21 protein-coding genes are annotated in these 20,995 nt (G+C 73.3%); 13 read left to right on the forward strand and 8 right to left on the reverse strand.

The annotated features are described in order from the left end of the window. Positions 1–39: 39 nt before the first annotated feature. Entirely contained in the window at positions 40–993 is a 954-nt protein-coding gene (locus ACFOX0_RS05005; protein WP_377542319.1) for a carbohydrate kinase family protein, read from the reverse strand. Further along, positions 990–1,961 (reverse strand): pseudouridine-5'-phosphate glycosidase, encoded by a 972-nt coding sequence (locus ACFOX0_RS05010; protein WP_377542321.1) that lies wholly within the window; start codon positions 1,959–1,961, stop codon positions 990–992. The genes ACFOX0_RS05005 and ACFOX0_RS05010 overlap by 4 nt, the downstream gene beginning before the upstream one ends. A 101-nt stretch (positions 1,962–2,062) precedes the next feature. Here ACFOX0_RS05010 and ACFOX0_RS05015 point away from each other — a divergent pair, with 101 nt between their 5' ends. The 3 genes from ACFOX0_RS05015 (at position 2,063) to ACFOX0_RS05025 (ending at position 5,010) form a co-directional block, all read left to right on the forward strand. Beyond that, positions 2,063–2,281: a DUF3039 domain-containing protein gene (locus ACFOX0_RS05015; protein ID WP_377542322.1), complete on the forward strand. Its 219-nt coding sequence runs from the start codon at positions 2,063–2,065 to the stop codon at positions 2,279–2,281. A 39-nt stretch (positions 2,282–2,320) separates the two neighbouring features. Beyond that, positions 2,321–3,046, forward strand: a complete 726-nt coding sequence (locus ACFOX0_RS05020) for a trimeric intracellular cation channel family protein (RefSeq protein WP_377542324.1) — start codon at positions 2,321–2,323, stop codon at positions 3,044–3,046. 242 nt (positions 3,047–3,288) lie between these two features. Continuing rightward, positions 3,289–5,010: a DEAD/DEAH box helicase gene (locus ACFOX0_RS05025; protein WP_377542531.1), complete on the forward strand. Its 1,722-nt coding sequence runs from the start codon at positions 3,289–3,291 to the stop codon at positions 5,008–5,010. Positions 5,011–5,089: 79 nt separating this feature from the next. Here ACFOX0_RS05025 and ACFOX0_RS05030 read toward each other — a convergent pair whose 3' ends face one another. Together ACFOX0_RS05030 and ACFOX0_RS05035 are read right to left on the reverse strand one after the other, a co-directional pair. Then, entirely contained in the window at positions 5,090–5,323 is a 234-nt protein-coding gene (locus ACFOX0_RS05030; RefSeq protein WP_377542325.1) for a DUF7455 domain-containing protein, read from the reverse strand. A 245-nt stretch (positions 5,324–5,568) separates the two neighbouring features. After that, positions 5,569–7,155 carry an RNA polymerase sigma factor gene (locus tag ACFOX0_RS05035; RefSeq protein ID WP_377542327.1) on the reverse strand — a complete coding sequence of 529 codons (1,587 nt, stop codon included), beginning with the start codon at positions 7,153–7,155 and terminating at the stop codon, positions 5,569–5,571. 286 nt (positions 7,156–7,441) lie between these two features. Here ACFOX0_RS05035 and ACFOX0_RS05040 point away from each other — a divergent pair, with 286 nt between their 5' ends. Continuing rightward, the gene (locus ACFOX0_RS05040; protein ID WP_377542328.1) at positions 7,442–8,260 is read left to right on the forward strand and encodes an inositol monophosphatase family protein; all 819 of its coding nucleotides are present in this window, start codon (positions 7,442–7,444) and stop codon (positions 8,258–8,260) included. Between the two features lie 17 nt (positions 8,261–8,277). Here ACFOX0_RS05040 and ACFOX0_RS05045 read toward each other — a convergent pair whose 3' ends face one another. Continuing rightward, positions 8,278–8,808 carry a LytR C-terminal domain-containing protein gene (locus tag ACFOX0_RS05045; RefSeq protein ID WP_377542329.1) on the reverse strand — a complete coding sequence of 177 codons (531 nt, stop codon included), beginning with the start codon at positions 8,806–8,808 and terminating at the stop codon, positions 8,278–8,280. Positions 8,809–9,228: 420 nt separating this feature from the next. On the opposite strand from ACFOX0_RS05045, the gene ACFOX0_RS05050 reads away from it, so the two are divergent. Together ACFOX0_RS05050 and ACFOX0_RS05055 are read left to right on the forward strand one after the other, a co-directional pair. Beyond that, a complete protein-coding gene (locus ACFOX0_RS05050; protein ID WP_222953469.1) occupies positions 9,229–9,525 on the forward strand; it encodes a DUF4193 domain-containing protein in 297 nt (98 codons plus the stop codon). A 131-nt stretch (positions 9,526–9,656) separates the two neighbouring features. Further along, complete coding sequence (locus tag ACFOX0_RS05055) at positions 9,657–10,484, forward strand: hypothetical protein (RefSeq protein ID WP_377542331.1); 828 nt, start codon at positions 9,657–9,659, stop codon at positions 10,482–10,484. Positions 10,485–10,523: 39 nt separating this feature from the next. On the opposite strand, the gene ACFOX0_RS05060 is transcribed toward ACFOX0_RS05055, so the two are convergent. After that, positions 10,524–11,024 carry a DUF3093 domain-containing protein gene (locus tag ACFOX0_RS05060; protein WP_377542532.1) on the reverse strand — a complete coding sequence of 167 codons (501 nt, stop codon included), beginning with the start codon at positions 11,022–11,024 and terminating at the stop codon, positions 10,524–10,526. 126 nt (positions 11,025–11,150) lie between these two features. Between ACFOX0_RS05060 and dut the strand changes: the two genes are divergently transcribed. From dut to ACFOX0_RS05080, 4 genes are all read left to right on the forward strand, one after another. Next, positions 11,151–11,657, forward strand: coding sequence for a dUTP diphosphatase (dut, locus tag ACFOX0_RS05065; protein ID WP_377542333.1), 507 nt, complete (start codon positions 11,151–11,153; stop codon positions 11,655–11,657). Then, positions 11,654–12,391 (forward strand): DUF3710 domain-containing protein, encoded by a 738-nt coding sequence (locus ACFOX0_RS05070; protein ID WP_377542334.1) that lies wholly within the window; start codon positions 11,654–11,656, stop codon positions 12,389–12,391. The genes dut and ACFOX0_RS05070 overlap by 4 nt, the downstream gene beginning before the upstream one ends. 141 nt (positions 12,392–12,532) lie before the next feature. Further along, positions 12,533–12,913, forward strand: coding sequence for an OB-fold nucleic acid binding domain-containing protein (locus ACFOX0_RS05075; RefSeq protein ID WP_377542335.1), 381 nt, complete (start codon positions 12,533–12,535; stop codon positions 12,911–12,913). A 44-nt stretch (positions 12,914–12,957) separates the two neighbouring features. Next, the gene (locus tag ACFOX0_RS05080; protein ID WP_377542336.1) at positions 12,958–13,641 is read left to right on the forward strand and encodes a DUF3159 domain-containing protein; all 684 of its coding nucleotides are present in this window, start codon (positions 12,958–12,960) and stop codon (positions 13,639–13,641) included. A gap of 107 nt (positions 13,642–13,748) precedes the next feature. Here ACFOX0_RS05080 and ACFOX0_RS05085 read toward each other — a convergent pair whose 3' ends face one another. Both ACFOX0_RS05085 and ACFOX0_RS05090 read right to left on the reverse strand, forming a co-directional pair. Further along, positions 13,749–14,447 (reverse strand): potassium channel family protein, encoded by a 699-nt coding sequence (locus ACFOX0_RS05085; protein WP_377542338.1) that lies wholly within the window; start codon positions 14,445–14,447, stop codon positions 13,749–13,751. Beyond that, on the reverse strand, positions 14,444–15,109 hold the full coding sequence (locus ACFOX0_RS05090) for a potassium channel family protein (protein WP_377542340.1): 666 nt from the start codon (positions 15,107–15,109) through the stop codon (positions 14,444–14,446). Before ACFOX0_RS05090 ends, ACFOX0_RS05085 begins: the two co-directional genes overlap by 4 nt. A 171-nt stretch (positions 15,110–15,280) precedes the next feature. Between ACFOX0_RS05090 and ACFOX0_RS05095 the strand changes: the two genes are divergently transcribed. From ACFOX0_RS05095 to dxs, 3 genes are all read left to right on the forward strand, one after another. Further along, a complete protein-coding gene (locus ACFOX0_RS05095) occupies positions 15,281–17,380 on the forward strand; it encodes an APC family permease (protein ID WP_377542341.1) in 2,100 nt (699 codons plus the stop codon). A gap of 80 nt (positions 17,381–17,460) precedes the next feature. Further along, positions 17,461–18,705: a class I SAM-dependent RNA methyltransferase gene (locus ACFOX0_RS05100; RefSeq protein ID WP_377542343.1), complete on the forward strand. Its 1,245-nt coding sequence runs from the start codon at positions 17,461–17,463 to the stop codon at positions 18,703–18,705. A gap of 220 nt (positions 18,706–18,925) precedes the next feature. Next, positions 18,926–20,896, forward strand: coding sequence for a 1-deoxy-D-xylulose-5-phosphate synthase (gene dxs / locus ACFOX0_RS05105; protein WP_377542344.1), 1,971 nt, complete (start codon positions 18,926–18,928; stop codon positions 20,894–20,896). The last annotated feature ends 99 nt before the right edge of the window (positions 20,897–20,995 follow it).

Consider the following 20,995-nt stretch of genomic DNA (forward strand, 5'->3'; position numbering starts at 1 on the left):
CCGCCGCCCACGCGGCGGCCCGCCAGGCCGCGCCGCGACTCACGCGTGCGGCCCGGCAGGCCACGCCACCGGGGCCGCGCCTGCGGCGCCCCGGCCGGTCGGCGGGCGGGCGCCGACCAGGGCGACCGCCGTCGCGCCCAGCTCACCGGCCCGGTCCAGGGCCGCCCGCGGGTCCGCACCGGCGGTCCAGGCCGCCAGCAACCCGGCGGCGAAGGCGTCCCCCGCCCCGGTCACGTCGACCACCGTCCCGGAACGCCCCGGGGCCACGGTCACCGCACCGTCCGGGTCGGCCCAGACCGCACCCTCGGGGCCGCGTTTGACCACCGCGTGCCGCACCCCGCCGGCCAACCGCCGGGCCCGGTCCACCGGGTCCGGCCCGTCGGCCAGCACCTCGGCCTCGTCCGCGTTCGCGACCAGCAGGTCGACGTCGCGTACCCAGTCCAGGAACGCCGCCGGTCCGACCTGCCGCAGCGGCGCCGCGGAGGCCGCGTCGACGCTGGTGGTGAGCCCGCGCCCGCGCGCCACGGCCAGCGCCCGCAGGCCGGCGTCGCGCGACCCGGCGTCCAACAACGTGTACGCGGACAGGTGCAGGTGGGTCGCGTCCGGCGCCCCGGCCACGGCGGCCTCGACGTGCGCCCCGGTCAGCCGGAGGTTCGCACCCCGCTCGCTGATCATCGTCCGCTCGCCGTCGCCGGCGAGCACGATCACCGTGCCGGTGACCGCGGCGGCCACCCGGTGGACCGCGCAGTGCACGCCCGCGGCGGCCAGCTCGGCCACCCGGACCCGGCCGGCCACGTCGTCGCCGACCGCACCGACCAGGGTCACCGGGGCGCCCAGCCGGGCCAGCCAGGCGGCGGTGTTGGCCGCCTGCCCGCCACCGGTCAGCCGGATGTCGGCCCGGGTGTCCGAGCCGGTGACCAGCGGACCGGCCAGCACCGCCAGTACGTCGGTGACGACGTCGCCGACCACGACGATCCGGGACGCCCCGGTCACCCGTCGGCCCGTCCGGTCCGGTGCCGGCCGTGATCCGGGCCGCCCTCGCCGGCGGTGGTGGTGGCGGCCACCGCTATCCGGGCCGCCAGGGCGGCGTTGCGCAGGATGATCCGGACGTTGACCGCGAGGCTGGCGCCCGCGGTGGCGGAGTGGAAGTGGGCGAGCAGGAACGGGGTCACCGCCTTGCCGGTCACCCCCTCGCGGTCCAGCCGGGCCAGCCCGTCGGCCAGGGTGCGGTCGTGCAGTTCCGGGTCGAGCTGCTCGTCCGGCGGCAGCGGGTTGGCCACGATCACCGCGCCGGAGTGCACGCCCTGGCCGGCCCGGGCGGCCAGGGTGGTGGCCACCTGTTCCGGTGAGTCCACCGACCAGTCCAGCTCGAAGCCGCTGTCGGTGATGAAGAAGCCGGGGAACCGGCGGGTGCGGTACCCGACCACGGTGACGCCGAGCGTCTCCAGCCGTTCCAGGGTGGCGCCGGTGTCCAGGATCGACTTCACCCCGGCGCAGACCACCGCGATCGGGGTACGGGCCAGGGTGACCAGGTCGGCGGACTCGTCGAAGGTCTGCGCCGCCTCGCGGTGCACCCCGCCGAGCCCGCCGGTGGCGAACACGCCGATCCCGGCGGCGGCGGCCACCGCGCTGGTCGCCGCCACCGTGGTCGCGCCGTCGGCGCCGCGGGCGGCGGCCACGGCCAGGTCGCGCACCGAGAGCTTGACCACCGTGTCGCTGGTCGCCAGGCGGGTCAACTGATCGTCGTCCAACCCGACGACGATGTCGCCGGCCACCATCCCGATGGTGGCCGGCACCGCTCCGTTGTTCCGGACGGCCCGTTCGATCTCCCGGGCCACCCGCAGGTTGTCCGGGCGGGGCAGCCCGTGCGAGACGATGGTGCTCTCGCAGGCCACCACGGGCCGGCCGGTCCGCAGGGCGGCGGCCACCTCGGCGCCGTACCGGATCTGGAAATCACTCATGATCACCACCGTACGGCCCGGGCGGTCCGGCCTGAAGTGGACCGCTTGCCGGTGACCTGTCAAAATCGGGGTTGCGGGGTCATTTTGGAGGTGTACGACAGGTGAGCACTGAGGTTCTCGAGCGTCCGGAGCTGAAGGATGCCGACACCGGGCCGGAGATGTTCCACTACGTCCGGAAAGAGAAGATCGCCGAGAGTGCGGTCATGGGAACCTTCGTGATCGCGCTCTGCGGCGAGACGTTCCCGGTCACCAAGGCGGCCAAGCCGGGCTCCCCGGTCTGCCCGAAGTGCAAGGAGATCTACGACTCGATGAAGGACTGACCCGGGCCGTCGTACCCGTCGTCCGCATAGCCTTTCCGGGTGCCCACCTCCACCGCCCTGCTCGTGGCCGACCTGACCGGCGTCGCGGTCTTCGCCGCGTCCGGCGCCTCGGCCGGGGTGGCCAAGCGGCTCGACCTGTTCGGTGTGGTCTTCGTCGGGTTCGTCGCCGCGCTCGGCGGCGGCATCTTCCGCGACCTGGTGATCAACGCCGCGCCGCCGCTGGCCTTCGCCGACTGGCGGTACGCGGCCACCGCCGCGGTCACCGCGGCGGCCGTGTTCTGGTTGCACCCGCAGCTCGCCCGGCTCCGTACGACGGTCCTGGTCCTGGACGCGGCCGGGCTCGGCCTGTTCACCGTCACCGGCACGGTCGCCGCGCTGGCGGCCGGGGTCCCGGCGGTCGGCGCCTGCCTGATCGGGATGCTCACCGGCATCGGCGGAGGCCTGGGTCGGGATCTGCTCACCGGCCAGATCCCGGTGGTGCTGCGCAGCGAGATCTACGCGCTGGCGGCGCTGGCCGGCGCGATCGTGGTCGCCGCGCTGGACCGGACCGGTTTCGCCGGGCCGGCCCCGCTGATCGGTGCCGCGGTGCTGGTTTTCGGGATCCGCCTGGTGGCGCTGCGGCGCCGCTGGTCCGCCCCGGTGGCCACCGACCGGCCGCTGCCGGAGCGGACCCAGCGGCAGCGGGCCCGCCGCCGACTGGCCCTGCGCCAGCGGTCGCCGCACCGGCGCGCGTTCACCGGCCGGCCAACGGACCCGACCGGGTGACGGACCAGATCCGGTCGGCGGATCCGGCCGGGGCCGCGGACCAGGGCCGGCCGGCGGTCCAGGCCGGCCGGCGGCAGGAAGTGTGACCAGCGGCGCGGTGGTGTCGCCTGGGGCGGCTGGGGAGTCCTGGTTATGCTGGGACGGCCTTCGCGCTCCACCCGGTCGCGGAGGCGTTTTCGTGGCCGGTGCTTCCCGCCCGGCCGCCCGGCCCACAATCCCCCGTGGCGAGGAGGCGTGACCCGTTGGTTGCCCGGCCGTCCCCGACGGAGTCCTTCCCGCCGCTGCGGGCCTGGCAGCGGCGGGCTCTGGTGGAGTACCTACGCCGCCGGTCCGACGACTTCATGGCGGTCGCCACACCGGGCGCCGGCAAGACGACCTTCGCCCTGCGGATCGCCGCCGAACTGCTCGCCGACGGTACGGTCGACGCGGTCACCGTGGTGGCGCCGACCGAGCACCTGAAGCACCAGTGGGCGACCGCCGCCGCCCGGGTCGGTATCCAGCTGGACGCGGCGTTCCGCAATGCCGACGTGCACTCGTCCGCCGACTTCCACGGCGCGGTGCTCACCTACGCGCAGGTGGGGATGGCGCCGCAGGTGCACCGGCGGCGCACGATGACCCGGCGGACGATGGTGATCCTCGACGAGATCCACCACGCCGGCGACTCGCGGTCCTGGGGCGACGGGGTCAAGGCGGCCTTCGAGCCCGCCGTACGGCGGCTGATGCTGACCGGCACGCCGTTCCGGTCCGACGACAACCCGATCCCGTTCGTCACCTACGAGCGGGGCGGGGACGGCCTGCAACGGTCCCGGGCCGACTCGGTCTACGGGTACGCCGACGCGCTGGCCGACGGGGTGGTCCGCCCGGTGATCTTCCTCGCCTACTCGGGGGAGACCCGGTGGCGGACCCGGGCCGGCGACGAGTTGGCCGCGCGGCTCGGTGAGCCGATGACCCAGGACCTGATCGGCCAGGCCTGGCGTACCGCGCTGGACCCGGCCGGCGACTGGATGCCACAGGTGCTGCGGGCGGCCGACGCGCGGTTGCAGACCAAGCGGGCCGGCGGGATGTCCGACGCCGGTGGGCTGGTGATCGCCAGCGACCAGCAGGCGGCCCGGTCGTACGCCCGCCTGATCGAGCGGCTGACCGGCGAGAAGGCAGTGGTGGTGCTCTCCGACGACGCGGGCGCCTCGGACCGGATCGCCGCGTTCGCCGCCTCCGACCAGCGTTGGCTGGTCGCCGTCCGGATGGTCTCCGAGGGGGTGGACATCCCGCGGCTGGCGGTGGGCGTCTACGCCACCAGCGCCTCGACGCCGCTGTTCTTCGCCCAGGCGATCGGCCGGTTCGTCCGGGCCCGCCGGCCGGGGGAGACCGCCTCGGTGTTCCTGCCCAGCGTTCCGCACCTGCTCGGGCTGGCCAGCGAGATGGAGGCCGAGCGGGACCACGTGCTCGGCGCGCCGAAGAAGGACGACGGCTTCGACGACGAGCTGCTGGAACGCGCCCAGCGCACCGAGGACGCCAGCGGAGAACTGGAGAAGCGGTTCGAGGCCCTGTCGGCCACCGCCGAACTCGACCAGGTGATCTTCGACGGGGCGTCGTTCGGTACCGGCGCTCAGGCCGGCACCCCGGAGGAGGAGGAATACCTGGGGCTGCCCGGTCTGCTCACTGCCGAGCAGGTGGCGGCGCTGCTGAACAAGCGGCAGGCCGAGCAGTTGGCCGCCCAGCGGCGGCGCAGCCAGCGGCCCGAGCAGCCGGCGGTGCCCGCCCAGAGTCGGCCGCTGAGCGCCGCGGAGCGGCGGATCGCCCTGCGCCGGCAGTTGAACGCTCTGGTGGCCGCCCACCACCACCGGACCAACCTGCCGCACGGCAAGATCCACGCCGAGCTGCGCCGGCTCTGCGGCGGTCCGCCCAGTGCGCAGGCCACCATCGAGCAGCTCGAAGAGCGGATCGCGACCATTCAGAGCTTCTGAACCGCGACCGGTCGGCCGATACGCGTCGACCGGGGACACCCGCTGGGTGCCCCCGGTCGATAACGTGGTGGTACGGAGATCAGTTCGCCATCAGTTCGGCGCCCCGCCACTCGAACTCCGGATCGGTCGCGTATCGGACCGTGATCTTGACCAGGTCCTCGGCGTACTTGTTCGCGTGATGTCCACAGAACACCAGCTCGCTCCCACCCGCGAGGGTGATCCGGAGCTTGCCGGCGGCGTTGCAGCGGTCGCACCGTTCATCGGCGGCTGGGGGAGCCACCGTCTCGGGCGGCGGCGTGAGGGTCGGGGTCATCGCCTTCCTCCTCTGGTCGTCACCGATGAACACTCTCTTCGGTCGTTGCTCACCTATCGTGCAACACCCCGGGTGGGTGCGGCCTTCCCAGTGTGCCCTCGGGGGACCGAGGTCACACGTCGTGGAAACAGTGTGCCGTGTCGCCGGGGTGCTCCGTCAATGATCACACCCGAGGAACCCACTGATCAACACCAACTGCTGTACGACCGGTGACGGCGGCAGTACGACCGGTTGAGCGCCGAACCTCAGTCCAGGTAGTCCCGCAGCACCTGGGAGCGGGACGGATGGCGCAACTTGGACATGGTCTTGGACTCGATCTGTCGGATCCGTTCCCTGGTCACGCCGTAGACCTGGCCGATCTCGTCGAGCGTGCGGGGCTGACCGTCGGTCAGGCCGAACCGGAGCCGGACCACGCCGGCCTCCCGCTCCGAGAGGGTCTGCAGGACCTGCTGCAACTGGTCCTGCAGCAGCGAGAACGACACCGCGTCGACCGCCACGACGGCCTCGGAGTCCTCGATGAAGTCGCCGAGCTGGCTGTCCCCTTCGTCACCAATGGTCTGATCAAGCGAAATGGGTTCCCGAGCGTACTGCTGGATCTCCAGCACCTTCTCGGGTGTGATGTCCATCTCCTTGGCCAGTTCCTCCGGGGTGGGCTCACGACCCAGGTCCTGGAGCAGCTCACGCTGTATCCGGCCGAGCTTGTTGATCACTTCGACCATGTGCACCGGGATGCGGATGGTGCGGGCCTGGTCGGCCATGGCCCGGGTGATGGCCTGGCGGATCCACCAGGTGGCGTAGGTGGAGAACTTGTAACCCTTGGTGTAGTCGAACTTTTCGACCGCCCGGATCAGGCCGAGGTTGCCCTCCTGGATCAGGTCCAGGAACGCCATGCCGCGGCCCGTGTAGCGCTTGGCCAGCGAGACCACCAACCGCAGGTTGGCCTCCAGCAGGTGGTTCTTGGCCCGCTCGCCGTCGCGGGAGATCCACAGCAGGTCCCGGACCATGTCCCGGACCAGCTTCTCCTCGCCGTCCTCGGCGGCCCGCAGCCGCTCGGCGGCGTAGAGGCCCGCCTCGATCCGCTTGGCCAGCTCCACCTCCTGCTCGGCGTTGAGCAGCGGGACCTTGCCGATCTGCTTGAGGTACGCCCGGACCGAGTCCGCGGAGGCGGTCAGCTCGGCGTCCCGACGCGCCTGCTTGAGCGCCTCGGACTCCTCGTCGTCCCACTCGAAGTCGTTGTCGGTGGCGGAACTCGCGGCGTCCGCCGCGGCCGCCTGCGCCAGCTCGGCCGGCTCCTCGACGACGACATCCTCGATCTCGTTGGCGAGCTCCTCCGGGTCGATCTCGCCCTCGGCGGCCTTGCCCTTGGCGTCGGGCTTGGCCGGCGCGGCGGCGGCCTTGGCGGCCTTGGTCGCCTTGGCGGGCGCCGGAGCGGTCTTCGCGGCGACGGCACCACCCCCGGCGGCCGCCTTGCGGGCGGGAGCCTTGGGCGCGGCGGCGGGAGTGGCCGGCTCGTCCGCGGCGGCCGCCTGCTTCGGTGCCGGCGGGGCCACCTTCTTGGTCGCCTTGGCGGTGGTCGCCCGGGAGGCGGGGGTGGCCGATCGGGCGGCGGCGACCCGGCGGCGGGTGCTCGCCGAACCGTCGACCACGACCGTGACGCCCGCGTCGGACAGCGCGCGCAAGATCTTCTTGGCCTGGGCCGGGGTCACCTCAGCGGACTCGACGGTGCGCGCGAGCTCGGCCGACGTGAGCTGGCCGCCGGCGTTCTGCGCGTGGGCGATCAGGGTGTCGGTGAGCGAGCGGACGTCGGCGCCGGTGTGGCGGGGTTCTGTCACGAATGACCTTCCGGAGGCGAGGAACGATCAGGCCGGTGCAGCCAGCGCAGCATTCGGCAACGACCCGGTCCGATGTGGTTGAGGCGCCCCCCGCGCTCCGCCCGGCCGGTGTCCGGCGGTAGGTGGCGCAAGGGTAGGGATGAATTGTAACGCCGTCTGCGGCGATCATCCCGCGCCCACGCCAGAAGGGCGGCTGGGGGCCGCCGACTTTTAGCTTATGTGCGTTTTGCAAGGATGGTAGCCGGGCCGGGGCACCCCGGACCGCGGGTGTGGGAAAGGGGACACCATGGGGGCCGGATTTCCGGACGAACTGCTGGCGATCGCCGTCGACCTGGCCCGGCGGGCGGCCGACACCGCCGCCCGGATGCGCGCGGCGGGGGTGTCCGCGGTGGCCACCAAGTCCACCGCCACCGACGTGGTCACCGCGGCGGACCGGGCCGTCGAGCGGGAGATCGTCGAGACCTTGCACCGGATCCGGCCGCAGGACACCGTGCTGGGCGAGGAGTACGGCACCGGGGGCGCCGGGGCCGCGACCGGTCCGGACCCGGTGCGGTGGATCGTCGATCCGATCGACGGCACGGTGAACTACCTCTACGGGCTGCCGCACTACGCGGTCTCGATCGCCGCCGAGGTGGCCGGTGTCGTGGTCGCCGGGGTGGTCCGCAACCCGGCGACCGGGGACGAATGGACGGCCGTCCGCGGCGGCGGGGCGTACCGGGACGGCCGCCGGCTGACCGGCTCCACCGAGACCGACCTGCGCCAGGCGCTGGTCGGCACCGGATTCGGCTACGACCCGGCCCGGCGGGCGCACCAGGCGGCGGTCCTCGCCGGGCTGATCACGCAGGTACGGGACATCCGCCGGTTCGGCGCCGCCGCGATCGACCTCTGCCTGGCCGCGGAGGGCGCCGTCGACGTCTGCTACGAGAAGGGCCTGAACGCCTGGGACCACGCGGCGGGCGGACTGATCGCCAGCGAGGCGGGCCTGCGGGTCGAGGGACTGGACGGGCGGCCGGCCGGTCCGGACCTGTTGATCGCCGCGCCGCCGGCCCTGTTCGGCCCGCTGCACGAGCGGCTGGCCCGGCTGAACGCGGCGGGCGGCCCGTGACGGCCGGCCCACCGGTCTCAGCGCTTGGCGTTGGCCGCGCAGGCGCCGGGCGGCAGCGGCGGGCTGCCCAGCTCGGTCAGCGACTGGTTGACCTCGGTGGAGGTGGCCAGTTGTTGGAACTTCGGCCCGATCACCACGTCGACCACGTCGTCCTTGCGCTGCGGGTTGTACTCGGTCCGCGCGTTGTCGAGGAAGTACGCCCGCATCAGGTGCGCCGCGCCGACCGCCTGAGGGCCGTACCGCAGCACCGCGACGCCCTCGATGCCCTTCTTGTCGACGGCCGTTTTGACCACCTTGAACTTCCGGTTGCCGAAGTTGGTGGCGACGGAGTCCGCGAGCCCCTGGGTCTTCGTCGCGTTGTAGACGGCGATCTTCACGTTCTGCGGCTCGGGCAGGGCGATGTTGGCCCGGACCTCGCCGTTCTGGCATGCCCCCGGGGCCTTGTCGCTGCTCTGCGTATCCCGGACCAGGGCGACGACGATGAACACCAGGGCGAGCACCGTCAGCGCGCCGACGACGACGAGTGCCCGCACCCGCGCAAAGCTCATCTGTTGGCTCCCCCGTGGAAGATGATGGCGACCACCAGCGGGCAGGGGGCGACCGGCTCGCTGGCTACCGAGTATTCCGCTGAGGCTAGCGGTTGTCCGCCACTGTGTGGAAACCGCCGGTCGCTGCGGCGTGCCGGTCGCCTCCGGCGATGCCGGACCCCTATCTTCGTGTCGCCTGAGTCACATTGGGAACAACTTCGGGGGCATGGGCGTACAAGCATGCGGCGAGGGCGGTATACATGCCTCGCCAATAGGGGGGTAAGGTACCGCGCTCGCCGGGGGGTTTGTTTCGCGGCCGCTGCGGCCGGAACGGCGTGCCGGGGTCGGCCAGCGGAAAGAAGACCGGCCAGCGGGAACCGAAACAGCGTCGTCCGGCGTTACAACCGGCAGCGACCATATCGACATGGGAGAGTGAAACCGATGGCCACCGACTACGACGCCCCGCGTCGAGACGAGGTCGACCTCGGCGAGGACAGCCTGGAAGAGCTCAAGGCCCGGCGGGTCGACTCACAGTCGGGCGCCGTGGACGTCGACGAGGCCGAAGTCGCCGAGAGCTTCGAGCTGCCCGGTGCCGACCTGGCCGACGAGGAACTGACCGTCAAGGTGCTACCGATGCAGCAGGACGAGTTCCGCTGCGCCCGTTGCTTCCTGGTGCACCACCGCAGCCAGCTGGCCGCGGAACGCAACGGTGAGCTGATCTGCCGCGAGTGCGTCTGACGGCGGGAATCCGGGTCCGGTGACCTCGCTCGCCGAGGTCGCCGGGTTCGACGTGCGCGGGCGGCGGACAGCTGCTTGACTCGATCCGGTTCGCTGTGGCAGAGGGAGCGGACCTGGTTGGAGGAGCCGACATGAGTCACCCTGACCGCGCACCGGACGATTCGTCCATCCGCCCGGAACCGGCCGGGGACCGACCCGACCCGGCCGCCACCGTGGCACCCGTCGGCGACGACCTGGCCGCCACCGTCGCCGCCCTGTCCGCCGACGAGATCGTGCCGGCGCAGCGCCGGCGACTGCTCGGCAAGCTGGTCGGTGAGCTGCGCACCCGAGGTACGGGTGACCTGTTCAAGCCCCGGGCGGCACTGCGCTGGCTCACCGAGGCGGTGAGCGACATCGCCCCGTACGTACCCATCCGCGACCACGAGACGCTGCGCCGGCACCACGGCGGCCTCGACGGCGACGCGTTGGCCGAGCGGCTGATCCGGAACGCGGCCCGGGCCACCGCGGGGATCGGCGCGGCGGGTGGCGGGGTGGCCGCCGTCGAGTGGACGGTGACCCCCACCCTGCTGACCGCGCCGGTGCTGCTGGCCGCCGAGACGGTGGCGGTGGTCGCCATCGAGCTGAAGCTGCTCGGCGAGCTGCACGAGGTGTACGACACGCCGGTGCCGGGCATCGGCGGACAACGGGCGATGGCCCTGATCCATGTCTGGTCCAGCCAGCGGGGGGTCAACCCGATGCTGCCCGGGGCCGGGGTGGGTGCGGTGCTCGGCACCGCGGCCCGCCGCGAGTTGCGGGAGCGGCTGCTGCGCCGGTTCGGTCGCAACCTGACCACCCTGGGGCCGTTCCTCACCGGCGCCGCGGTGGCCAGTTTTCTCAACCGGCGGGTGACCCGCAGCCTCGGCGAACGGGTCTGCGAGGACCTGCGCGCCGCCCGGCGCAGGGCGATCAGCGACGACTGACCGGTCGATCGGGCCGGGCCGGTCGACCGGGACCGCGACTCAGGCCCGGTGCGCCGGACCGGCACCGTCCCGGGCGGCCAGGATCGCCGCCGCCAGCCGGACCGGGTGCCGGGTGCTGACCACCCAGTACGGTGTCGGGTCGGCCGGGTCGTCGAGCACCACCTGCACCGCGCCGGCCACCCAGGGCCGCTGGACCACGAACGCCAACGGGTCGGCGCCCACGCCGAGCACCTCGCGCCGGCCGGACGCGTCGAGCGCGACGGCGTCCGCGACGAACCGGACCGGGAGCCGGGCGTCGTCGACCAGCAACTCGCCGTCCCGGACCGCGAGCCGGATCCGGCCCAGCCACCACAGCGCGACGACCGCGAGCGGGAACAGCACCGCGTACGGCAGCCAGGCGCGCAGGCCGGTCGCGCCCAACCACACCTCGGTCGCCAGCAGACCGGCCGTCCCGACCCCGGCCAGCCACAGCCACCAGGGCAGGGTCAGCCGTTCGGTGTAGCCCGGATCGGGCCGGGTGACCACGGATTCGGATCGTATCGGCGCCACGGTGCGAGGGTACGGCCCGATCGGCCGCCGCCACCCGGCAGGATGGGAGGGTGCCGTGCGATGCCCGGCCGGTGCGCGCTGCCCGGCCGGCGTGGTGCGCCAGTCCCGACGGAAGGCATGAGCGTGAACCAGTCCGTACCCGTACCCGTGCGTCAGCTCGACCCGGACCTGCCGCCGCCCGCGTACGCCCACCCGGGTGACGCCGGGGCGGACCTGGTCGCCGCCGAGGAGGTGGAGATCCCGCCGGGCGGCCGGGCGCTGGTCCGTACCGGGGTGGCGCTCGCCCTGCCGGACGGGTACGTCGGTCTGGTCCACCCCCGGTCCGGTCTCGCCGCCAGGCTGGGTGTGACGGTGCTCAACGCGCCCGGTACGGTCGACGCCGGCTACCGTGGCGAAATTCTGGTCAATTTGATCAACCACGACGGGTCGAGCCCGGCGAAGATCTCCCGTGGGGACCGGATCGCTCAGCTCGTCGTGCAGCGGGTGGAACGGGCCCGGTTCCACCTCGTCACCGAGCTGCCGGCATCCCCGCGCGGGGCCGGCGGCCACGGGTCGACGGGCGGCCACGCGGGGCTTGTCCCGCGGCACGGTGCGAGCGACGAGAGCGAAGAGGTGGCAAAGTGATCTTCAAGGGACGTCGTAGTTCCGGGCGGCACGCCCGCGACGGGCGCCCGGTCGACGGTGCGACCGGGGACCTCGACGCGTCGTCCGAGGCGGACACGCCCGAGCGCGGTCCGTACGACATCTCCGCGGCGCCCGACGGCGTGCAGCGGCTCGACCTGGGCAGCCTGCACATCCCGGCGGTGGACGGGGTCGAGGTCCGGGTGCAGGCGGACCCGGACGGGACGATCCAGCAGGTCGTCCTGGTCCACGGCGAGAACGCGCTGCAGCTCGGCGCCTTCGCCGCGCCCCGCACCGAGGGCATCTGGGGTGAGGTCCGCGACGAGATCCGCGCCTCGCTGGTCGAGCAGGGCGCCACCGCCCGGGAGACCGACGGTGACTACGGCACCGAGCTGTGGGCCCGGGTGAACACCCCGGACGGTCCGGCCGACCTGCGCTTCGTCGGCGTCGACGGGCCGCGGTGGATGGTCCGCGCCCTGTACCAGGGGCGGGCCGCGACCGACCCGGCCGCAGCCGGGCCGCTCGCCGAGGTGCTCGACGGTCTGGTGGTCGACCGGGGCCAGGAGGCCAAGCCGGTCCGCGAGGCGCTGCCACTGCGGCTGCCCCGCGAGGTGGCCGAGCAGGCGGTCCGGGACAACGCCGACGGTGACGGCGGGGGAGCGGTCAACGGGACGCCCCCGGGTCAGCAGCACCCGTACCGCGCCCAGCCGGCGCCCGGCCAGGGCGGCCGGGGCTGAGCTGGCCGGGCGCCGGCTGGGCGCCGGCTGGGCGTGCCGCCGTCGATGCCCTCGGCGGCGTACGCTGTGGGGACGACCGCGGGGGTTCGGGCCGAACGGTCGCGGCGTGGACGCCGCGTCGAGGAGGGTGACACGGAGGTCATGGCGACCGACGAGAGCCGGGTGTCGGTCCGCCGCTTCCTGAAGCGGCTGACCGCCAGCGAGGCCGAGATCGAGGCGCAGGAGCTGCGCCGGGAGAGCGACGAGGCCGGTGGCACCCCGGCCGGCATGTGCCTGCGGGGGGAGTTGGTGTCGATCTCCGGCCGGCTGCGCACGGTGGTCTACACGCCGCGCACCAACCTGCCGACGCTGGAGGCCGACCTGTACGACGGCAGCGACGTGGTGACGCTGGTCTGGCTCGGCCGCCGGCACATCACCGGAGTCGAGCCGGGCCGGCAGCTGACCGTCCGGGGCCGGTTGGCGGTCCGGGACGCCCGCAAGGTCATCTACAACCCGTACTACGAGTTGGAGCCGCCCCGGTGACGGCGGGGACGGCCGACCGGGATCGCCGAACGGAAGACGTGCCGATGACGCCTGGACAACCGCCGACGGTCGAGACGGGCAGCACGCCCGACGACGAGGCGCCGCTGCCCACCCTGGCCGAGCAGATGGCCGAGCAACTCGGCGGCTGGCGCGGGATGCTCGAGTCGAGCATCCCGGTCCTGGTCTTCGTGGTGGTGAACGTCGTCACCGAGCTGCGGCCCGCGGTGCTGGCGTCGGTCGGCGTGGCGGTGGCGATCGCCGTCGGCCGCCTGGTCCAGCGCCGACCGGTCCGGCACGCGGTGAACGGCCTGGTCGGCGTGGGCATCGGCGCGTTCATCGCCTGGCGGTCCGGCGACGACCGGGACTTCTACCTGCCGGGCATCCTGTACGGCATCGGCTACGGCCTGGTGCTGCTGCTGTCCGCGCTGGTCCGGCAGCCACTGGTGGGTTGGATCTGGTCGGTGATCGTGGCCGGCGGCCGCGCCGAGTGGCGGCACGACCCGCGACTGGTCCGCACCTTCACCTGGCTCACCGTGCTGTGGGGAGTGGTCTGGCTGGCCAAGGTGGGTGTGCAGGCCGCGCTCTACCTCGCCGACATGGGCACCGCGCTGGGCATCGCCCGACTGGCACTGGGCTACCCGCCGTACGCGCTGCTGTTGCTGATCACCGTGTGGACGGTGCGCCGGGTCACCCGGTCGCCGGACGTCGCCGATCCGGCGATCGGCTGAGGCAACCGCCCGACCCGGCGGGTCGGGTGACCCGCCGCGCCGAAGCCGAGGCCGGCCGGGGAAACCGGTGACCCGCCGGCCGGACGGACCGGCTCCGCGATGGGTCGTCAGCCCCGGGTCCGGTCCTGCTGCCCGGTGTTCTTCGCGCCGAGGATGACCTCCCGCACCGACTCCTCCACGTCGGTCGTGCAGACGAAGATCAGCTCGTCGCCGGCCTCCAGCGGGTCGTCCGGACTCGGCGCCAGCACCCGCTTGCCGCGCAGGATCGCCACCAGGGCCGAGTCGCGCGGCAACGGCACCGCCCGGACCGGCTGTCCGACGTACGGGGCGGACGGCGGCAGGGTGATCTCGACCAGGTTGGCCTCGCCCTGCCGGAACGTCATCAGCCGGACCAGGTCGCCGACCGTGACCGCCTCCTCGACCAGGGCCGCCATCACCCGCGGCTTGCTGACCGCCACGTCGACGCCCCACTGGTCGTTGAACAGCCACTCGTTCTCGGCCCGGTTGACCCGGGCCACCACCCGGCCCACCGCGAACTCGGTCTTGGCCAGCAGCGACACCACCAGGTTGACCTTGTCGTCCCCGGTCGCGGCCACCACCACGTCGCAGCTGGCGACGTCGGCCTCCTCCAGGCTGGTCAGCTCGCAGGCGTCGGCGAGGACCCAGTCCGCGGCGGGCACCCGCTCCGGGCGCAGCATCTTCGGCTGCCGTTCGATCAGCATCACCTGGTGGCCGTTCTCGATCAGCTCCTGGGCGATCGACCGGCCGACGTTGCCGGCTCCGGCGATGGCGATCCGCATCGTCACTCCCCACCTTCCGGTGACGTGCCGGCGACCCGGGTCACCGCGTCCGCGATGTCGTCGGTGACCAGCATGAACAGTTGGTCACCCTCCTGCAGTACGGCGCCGGCGGTGGGCAGCGTCCCGATGCCGAACCGGGTCAGGTAGGCGGCCCGGGCCCCGGCCGCGTCCTCCAACGCGCGCAGCGGACGGCCGATCCAGCCGTCGTGCACCGGCACCTCGATGATCGACACGGTGCTGGTCGGGTCGCGGAAGATCTCCAGGTTCCCCTCCGGCACCAGGTGCCGGACGATCCGGTCGGCGGTCCACCGCACGGTGGCCACGGTCGGGATGCCCAACCGTTCGTAGACCTGCGCCCGGCGCGGGTCGTAGATGCGGGCCGCGACCCGGGAGACGCCGAACGTCTCCCGGGCCAGCCGGGCCGAGATGATGTTGGAGTTGTCCCCGCTGGAGACCGCGGCGAAGGCGTCCGCCCGTTCGATGCCGGCCTGGCGCAGCACGTCGCCGTCGAAGCCGGCGCCGGTGACGGTGATCCCGCCGAAGTCGGGACCGAGGCGCCGGAAGGCGTCCGCGTCCTGGTCGACGACCGCGACCGAGTGCCCGCGGGACTCGAGGTTGTGTGCCAGGGTCGAGCCGACCCGGCCACATCCCATGATCACGATGTGCACGGAGGTTCCTTCCGGAGGGACCGCTGACCCCCGGGCGCCGGGTGGTCGTCACCTAGAGCCTGCCATGCGCGGGCCCCCCGGTGCCGCCCGACGGTACCGCGCCGGTCGCCCTCGGGAGTGATCAGCCTCCCGGCCGCGCGGCCGGGCGACCCGGCCGTACCCTTGGCGCTTGTGGCAAGTCCCACCTCACTGCTGAAGCGATTGCTGGTCGGTCGTCCGTTCCGGTCCGATCGCCTTCAGCACACCCTGCTGTCGAAGCGGATCGCGCTGCCGGTGTTCGCCTCCGACGCGCTCTCCAGTGTCGCGTACGCGCCGGACGAGATTCTGCTGACCCTCTCCATCGCGGGTGCCTCGGCGTTCCTGTTCTCGCCCTGGGTGGCGCTCGCCGTGGTGGTGGTGATGCTCACCGTGGTCGCCAGCTACCGACAGAACGTGCACGCCTACCCGTCCGGCGGTGGCGACTACGAGGTGGCGACGGTCAACCTCGGTCCGCGGTTCGGGGTGGGGGTGGCCAGCGCGCTGCTGGTCGACTACATCCTCACCGTGGCGGTCTCCACCAGTTCCGGGGTGGCCAACCTGGGTTCGGTGCTGCCCTGGGTGGCCGAGCACAAGGTCGGGGTGGCGCTCACGGCGGTGGCCCTGCTGACCGCCGCCAACCTGCGTGGCCTGCGGGAGTCGGGTACGGCCTTCGCCATCCCCACCTACGGGTTCATGATCGTGATCCTCGGGATGATCGTCACCGGGCTGATCCGGATCTTCGTGCTCGGCGACCACCTGTTGGCACCGAGCGCCGGCCTGGAGATCCGCGCCGAGCACAACGTCACCGGCGCCGCCCTGGTGTTCCTGCTACTACGGACGTTCTCGTCCGGGTGCGCCGCGCTGACCGGCGTGGAGGCGATCTCGAACGGGGTGCCGGCCTTCAAGCCGCCGAAGAGCCGCAACGCCGCCACCACCCTGCTGCTGCTCGGCGTCGTCGCGATCAGCATGCTGGTCGGCATCGTCACGCTGGCCCGGCTCACCCACCTGCAGTTCGTGGAGAGCAGCGCCCAGATCGTCGACGGACCGGCGGGCTACGTCCAGAAGACGGTCACGACCCAGCTCGGCGAGACCGTCTTCGGCTCCGGTTCGGTGCTGCTCTACGTGGTCGCCGGTATGACGGCGCTGATCCTGTTCCTCGCCGCGAACACGGCGTTCAACGGTTTCCCGGTGCTCGGGTCGATCCTCGCCCAGGACCGCTACCTGCCTCGGCAACTGCACACCCGCGGCGACCGGTTGGCCTTCTCGAACGGAATCGTCGCGCTGGCCGTCTTCGCCGGCGTGCTGATCGTGGCCTACCAGGCCGAGGTGACCCGGCTGGTGAACCTCTACATCGTCGGCGTCTTCGTCTCGTTCACCCTGTCCCAGGCGGGCATGATCCGGCACTGGAACCGGCTGCTGCGGTCCGAGCGGGACGCCGGGACGCGCAGCCGAATGATCCGGTCCCGGGCGATCAACGCGTTCGGCATGGTGCTCACCGGGGTGGTGCTGGTGATCGTGCTGATCACCAAGTTCGCGCTGGGTGCCTGGATCGCGATCGTCGCCATGGGCATCGCGTACGCGCTGATGCTGGGCATCCGCCGGCACTACGACACGGTGGCCCGGGAACTCGCCCCGGCCGACGAGGGCCGGCCCGTGCTGCCCGCCCGTAACCACGCGATCGTGCTGGTCAGCAAGGTGCACCAGCCGACCATGCGGGCCATCGCGTACGCCACGGCGACCCGGCCGGACACGCTGACCGCGGTGACCGTGAACGTGGACGAGAAGGACACCCGCAAGCTGCAGCAGGAATGGGAACGGCGGGGGATCCCGGTGCCGCTGACCGTGGTCGACTCGCCGTACCGGGAGATCACCCGGCCGATCCTGGACTTCGTGGCCTCGGCCCGCCGGAACTCGCCCCGGGACGTGGTCACGGTCTTCATCCCCGAGTACGTGGTCGGCAAGTGGTGGGAGAACCTGTTGCACAACCAGAGCGCGCTGCGGCTGAAGGGACGGCTGCTGTTCGAGCCGGGGGTGATGGTCACCAGCGTGCCCTGGCAGCTCGAGTCGACCGCCACCAAGAACCTGGACCGGTTCGACGCCACGCTGACCCGCGGCCCGGCCCGCGGCCCGCGCGGCGCCATGCTCGGCGGCCTGCTCGCGCCGCCGCCGCCGACGCCGGAGCAGATCCGGAAGCAGGCCGGCGTGGACGCCGCCACCGGCGACGCCGACGACCAGCCGGCGTCGGACCGATGAGCCGCCCGGAACCGGCCGGCGCCGGGTCGACGAGCGCCGGGTTGCCGAGCGCCGGGTCGACGAGCGCCAGGTCGGCGAGCGTGGCGGAGACCGCCGCGGGCGCGATCCCCGGCGAGGCGGACCGGGTCGAGCTGACCGTGGGAGCGGTGGCGCACGGCGGGCACTGCGTCGCCCGGCTGGACGGCCAGGTGGTGTTCGTCCGGCACGCGCTGCCCGGCGAACGGGTGGTGGCCGAGATCACCGAGGTGCACCGGGGCTTCCTGCGGGCCGACGCGATCGAGATCGTCGAACCGGCCGCCGACCGGGTCACCCCGCCCTGCCCGTACGCCGGCCCGGACCGGTGCGGCGGGTGCGACCTGCAGCACGTCGCGCCGGCCGCCCAGCTGGACTGGAAGACCGCCGTGCTGCGCGAGCAGTTGCTCCGGCTCGGCGGGCTCATCGCCGAGGAGGTCGACCGGCTCGACGTACGGGTGACGGCCCTGCCCGGCGGGCCGCTGGGCTGGCGGTCCCGGGTCCGCTACGCGGTCGACGCGGCCGGCCGGCCCGGGCTGCTCAAGCACCGGTCGCACGAGGTGGTGCCGATCGACCGCTGCCTGATCGCCGTCCCGGCCCTCCAGGAGCTGCCGGTGCTGCCGCCGGCCGGCCCGCGCTGGCCGGAGGCCGACGCGGTGGAGACGGTCGCCTCGACCGGCGGCGACGTCACCGTACGGACCGTCACCGGTGCGGGGACGACGACCGTACGGGGTCCGGAAACCGTCCGTGAGGTGGCCGCCGGCCGACAGTGGCGGCTGCCCGCCGACACCTTCTGGCAGGTGCACCCGGCGGCCGCGGACGCCCTGGTCCGGACGGTGCTGGAGCTGCTCGAACCGGCCCCGGGGGAGTCCGCCTGGGACCTGTACGGCGGGGCCGGCCTGTTCGCGGCGGCGCTGGCCGCCCGGGTCGGCACCGGCAGCCGGATCACCCTCGTCGAGTCGGCGCCGGCGGGCGTGGCCGCGGCCCGGGACAACCTGCGCGACCTGCCCCAGGTGGAGGTGGTGGCGGCCCGGGTGGAGACCGCCCTGGCCCGCCGGCGGATCACCGGTCCGGTCGACCTGGTGGTGCTGGACCCGCCGCGTACCGGCGCCGGCCGGGACGTCACCCGGGCGGTGGCCGGCTCCGGCGCCCGGGCGGTCGGGTACGTGGCCTGCGACCCGGCGGCCTTCGCCCGGGACGTGCGGACCTTCCGCGAGTGCGGCTGGCGGCTGGCGGCCGTCCGCGGGCACGACCTGTTCCCGATGACCCAGCACGTGGAGTGCGTCGGCCTGCTGGTCCCGTCGGCCCGGTGAAGCCGGTGCGCCGGGCCCCGCGACGGCGTCCGGCGGCCCGGTGAAGCCGGTGCGCCGGGCACCGCGACGGGGGCCGGCGGGTGGGCGCCGGGAACCCGCCCGCCGGCCGGCCCGGCCGCCGGTTCCCTGGCCGGACGGCCTGCCGAGGGTTGTGCGAGGTTGGTGAAGATCGGCCGAGCCCCGGCTGCGGGCGCGGGCAACCCGGATAGACTCTGCGGTCATGAGTGTTGAAGAGGATTCGGCTATCGACGGTCCGCTGCTCGGTACGGTCCGCGGCCCCCGGGACGTCAAGCGGATGAACGCCGGGCAACTGCAGATCCTCGGCGCGGAGATCCGCGACTTCCTGGTCGCGAAGGTCTCCCGCACCGGCGGCCACCTCGGGCCCAACCTCGGAGTCGTCGAACTCACACTGGCCATGCACCGGGTGTTCGACTCCCCCCGGGACCGGTTCCTGTTCGACACCGGGCACCAGGCGTACGTGCACAAGATGATCACCGGTCGGCAGGAGGGCTTCGACTCGCTGCGCCAGCGCGGCGGCCTGTCCGGCTACCCCAGCCAGGCCGAGAGCGAGCACGACCTGATCGAGAACTCGCACGCCTCGACCGCGCTCTCCTACGCCGACGGCCTGGCCAAGGCGTACGCCCTGCGCGGCGAGCAGCGCAGCGTGGTGGCGGTCGTCGGTGACGGCGCGCTCACCGGGGGGATGTGCTGGGAGGCGCTCAACAACATCGCCACCGCCGGCAACCCGCTGGTCATCGTGGTCAACGACAACGGCCGGTCGTACGCGCCGACCATCGGCGGGCTGGCCGACCACCTCTCCTCGCTGCGGCTCAATCCCGGCTACGAGAAGGTCCTCGACGTGGTCAAGGACGCCCTCGGGTCGACCCCGCTGGTCGGCCGGCCGATGTACGAGGTGCTGCACGCGGTCAAGAAGGGCATCAAGGACGCGGTCGCCCCGCAGGCCATGTTCGAGGACCTGGGCATCAAGTACGTCGGCCCGGTCGACGGGCACGACCTGGAGGCCGTCGAGTCCGCCCTGCGCGCCGCCAAGAACTTCGGCGGCCCGGTGATCGTGCACGCGGTCACCCGGAAGGGCTACGGCTACCGGCCGGCCGAGGAGGACGAGGCCGACTGCCTGCACGGACCGGGCGGTGCGTTCGACGCCGAGACCGGCAAGCTGCTGGCCGCCCCCTCGGTGAAGTGGACGCACGTCTTCTCCGACGAGCTGGTCAAGATCGCCGACGAGCGGCCGGACGTGGTCGGGATCACCGCCGCGATGGCCGAGCCCACCGGCATCGCCGCGCTGGCCCGTAAGCATCCGAAGCGGGTCTACGACGTCGGCATCGCCGAGCAGCACGCCGCGACCTCGGCCGCCGGCCTGGCGCTCGGCGGGCTGCACCCGGTGGTGGCGGTCTACGCGACGTTCCTCAACCGCGCCTTCGACCAGGTGCTGCTCGACGTGGCCATGCACAAGCTGCCGGTCACCTTCGTGCTGGACCGGGCCGGCGTCACCGGACCGGACGGACCGAGCCACTACGGCATCTGGGACATGTCCGTCTTCGGCGCCGTACCCGGTCTGCGGATCGCGGCGCCCCGGGACGCCGCCACCCTGCGCGAGGAGTTGCGCGAGGCGATCGCGGTCGACGACGGGCCGACCATCGTCCGGTTCCCGACCGGCTCGGTGGCCGCCGACCTGCCGGCGGTCCGTCGGGTCGGCCCGGTGGACGTGCTGGCCGAGTCGGCGCGGACCGACGTGCTGCTGGTGGCGGTCGGCGCGTTCGGGCAGCTCGGCATGGAGGTGGCCAACCGGGTCGCCGAGCAGGGCTACGGCGTGACCGTGGTCGACCCGCGCTGGGTCCGGCCGGTCCCGGCCGAACTGGTCGAACTCGCCGCCGAGCACCGGCTGGTGGTCACCGTCGAGGACGGCGTACGCACCGGCGGGGTCGGTGACGCGGTGGCCAAGGCGATCCGCGACGCGGACCTGCGGGTCCCGCTGCGCGACCTCGGCGTGCCGGCGGCCTGGCACCCGCACGGCACCCGGGCGCAGATCCTGGCCGACCTGGGACTGACCGCGCAGGACGTGGCCCGGGACATCACCGGCTGGGTCTCCCGGCTCGACGAGGAGCCGATCGAGCAGGTCCGGCTGACCGTCGACGACGACCGCGCCCGGCGCGGCTCCCGACAGAGCTGAACCCGCGAACCTGTCGACGCCCGCGCCGGGCCACCCCTGGAGGGGGGTACGCCCGGCACGGGCGTCGTGTCGGTGGGCCGGCGTGGTCCGGTCGGCGCC

This window comes from Micromonospora zhanjiangensis (genome assembly GCF_042650605.1).
In the GTDB taxonomy this organism is placed as follows: domain Bacteria; phylum Actinomycetota; class Actinomycetes; order Mycobacteriales; family Micromonosporaceae; genus Micromonospora_J; species Micromonospora_J zhanjiangensis.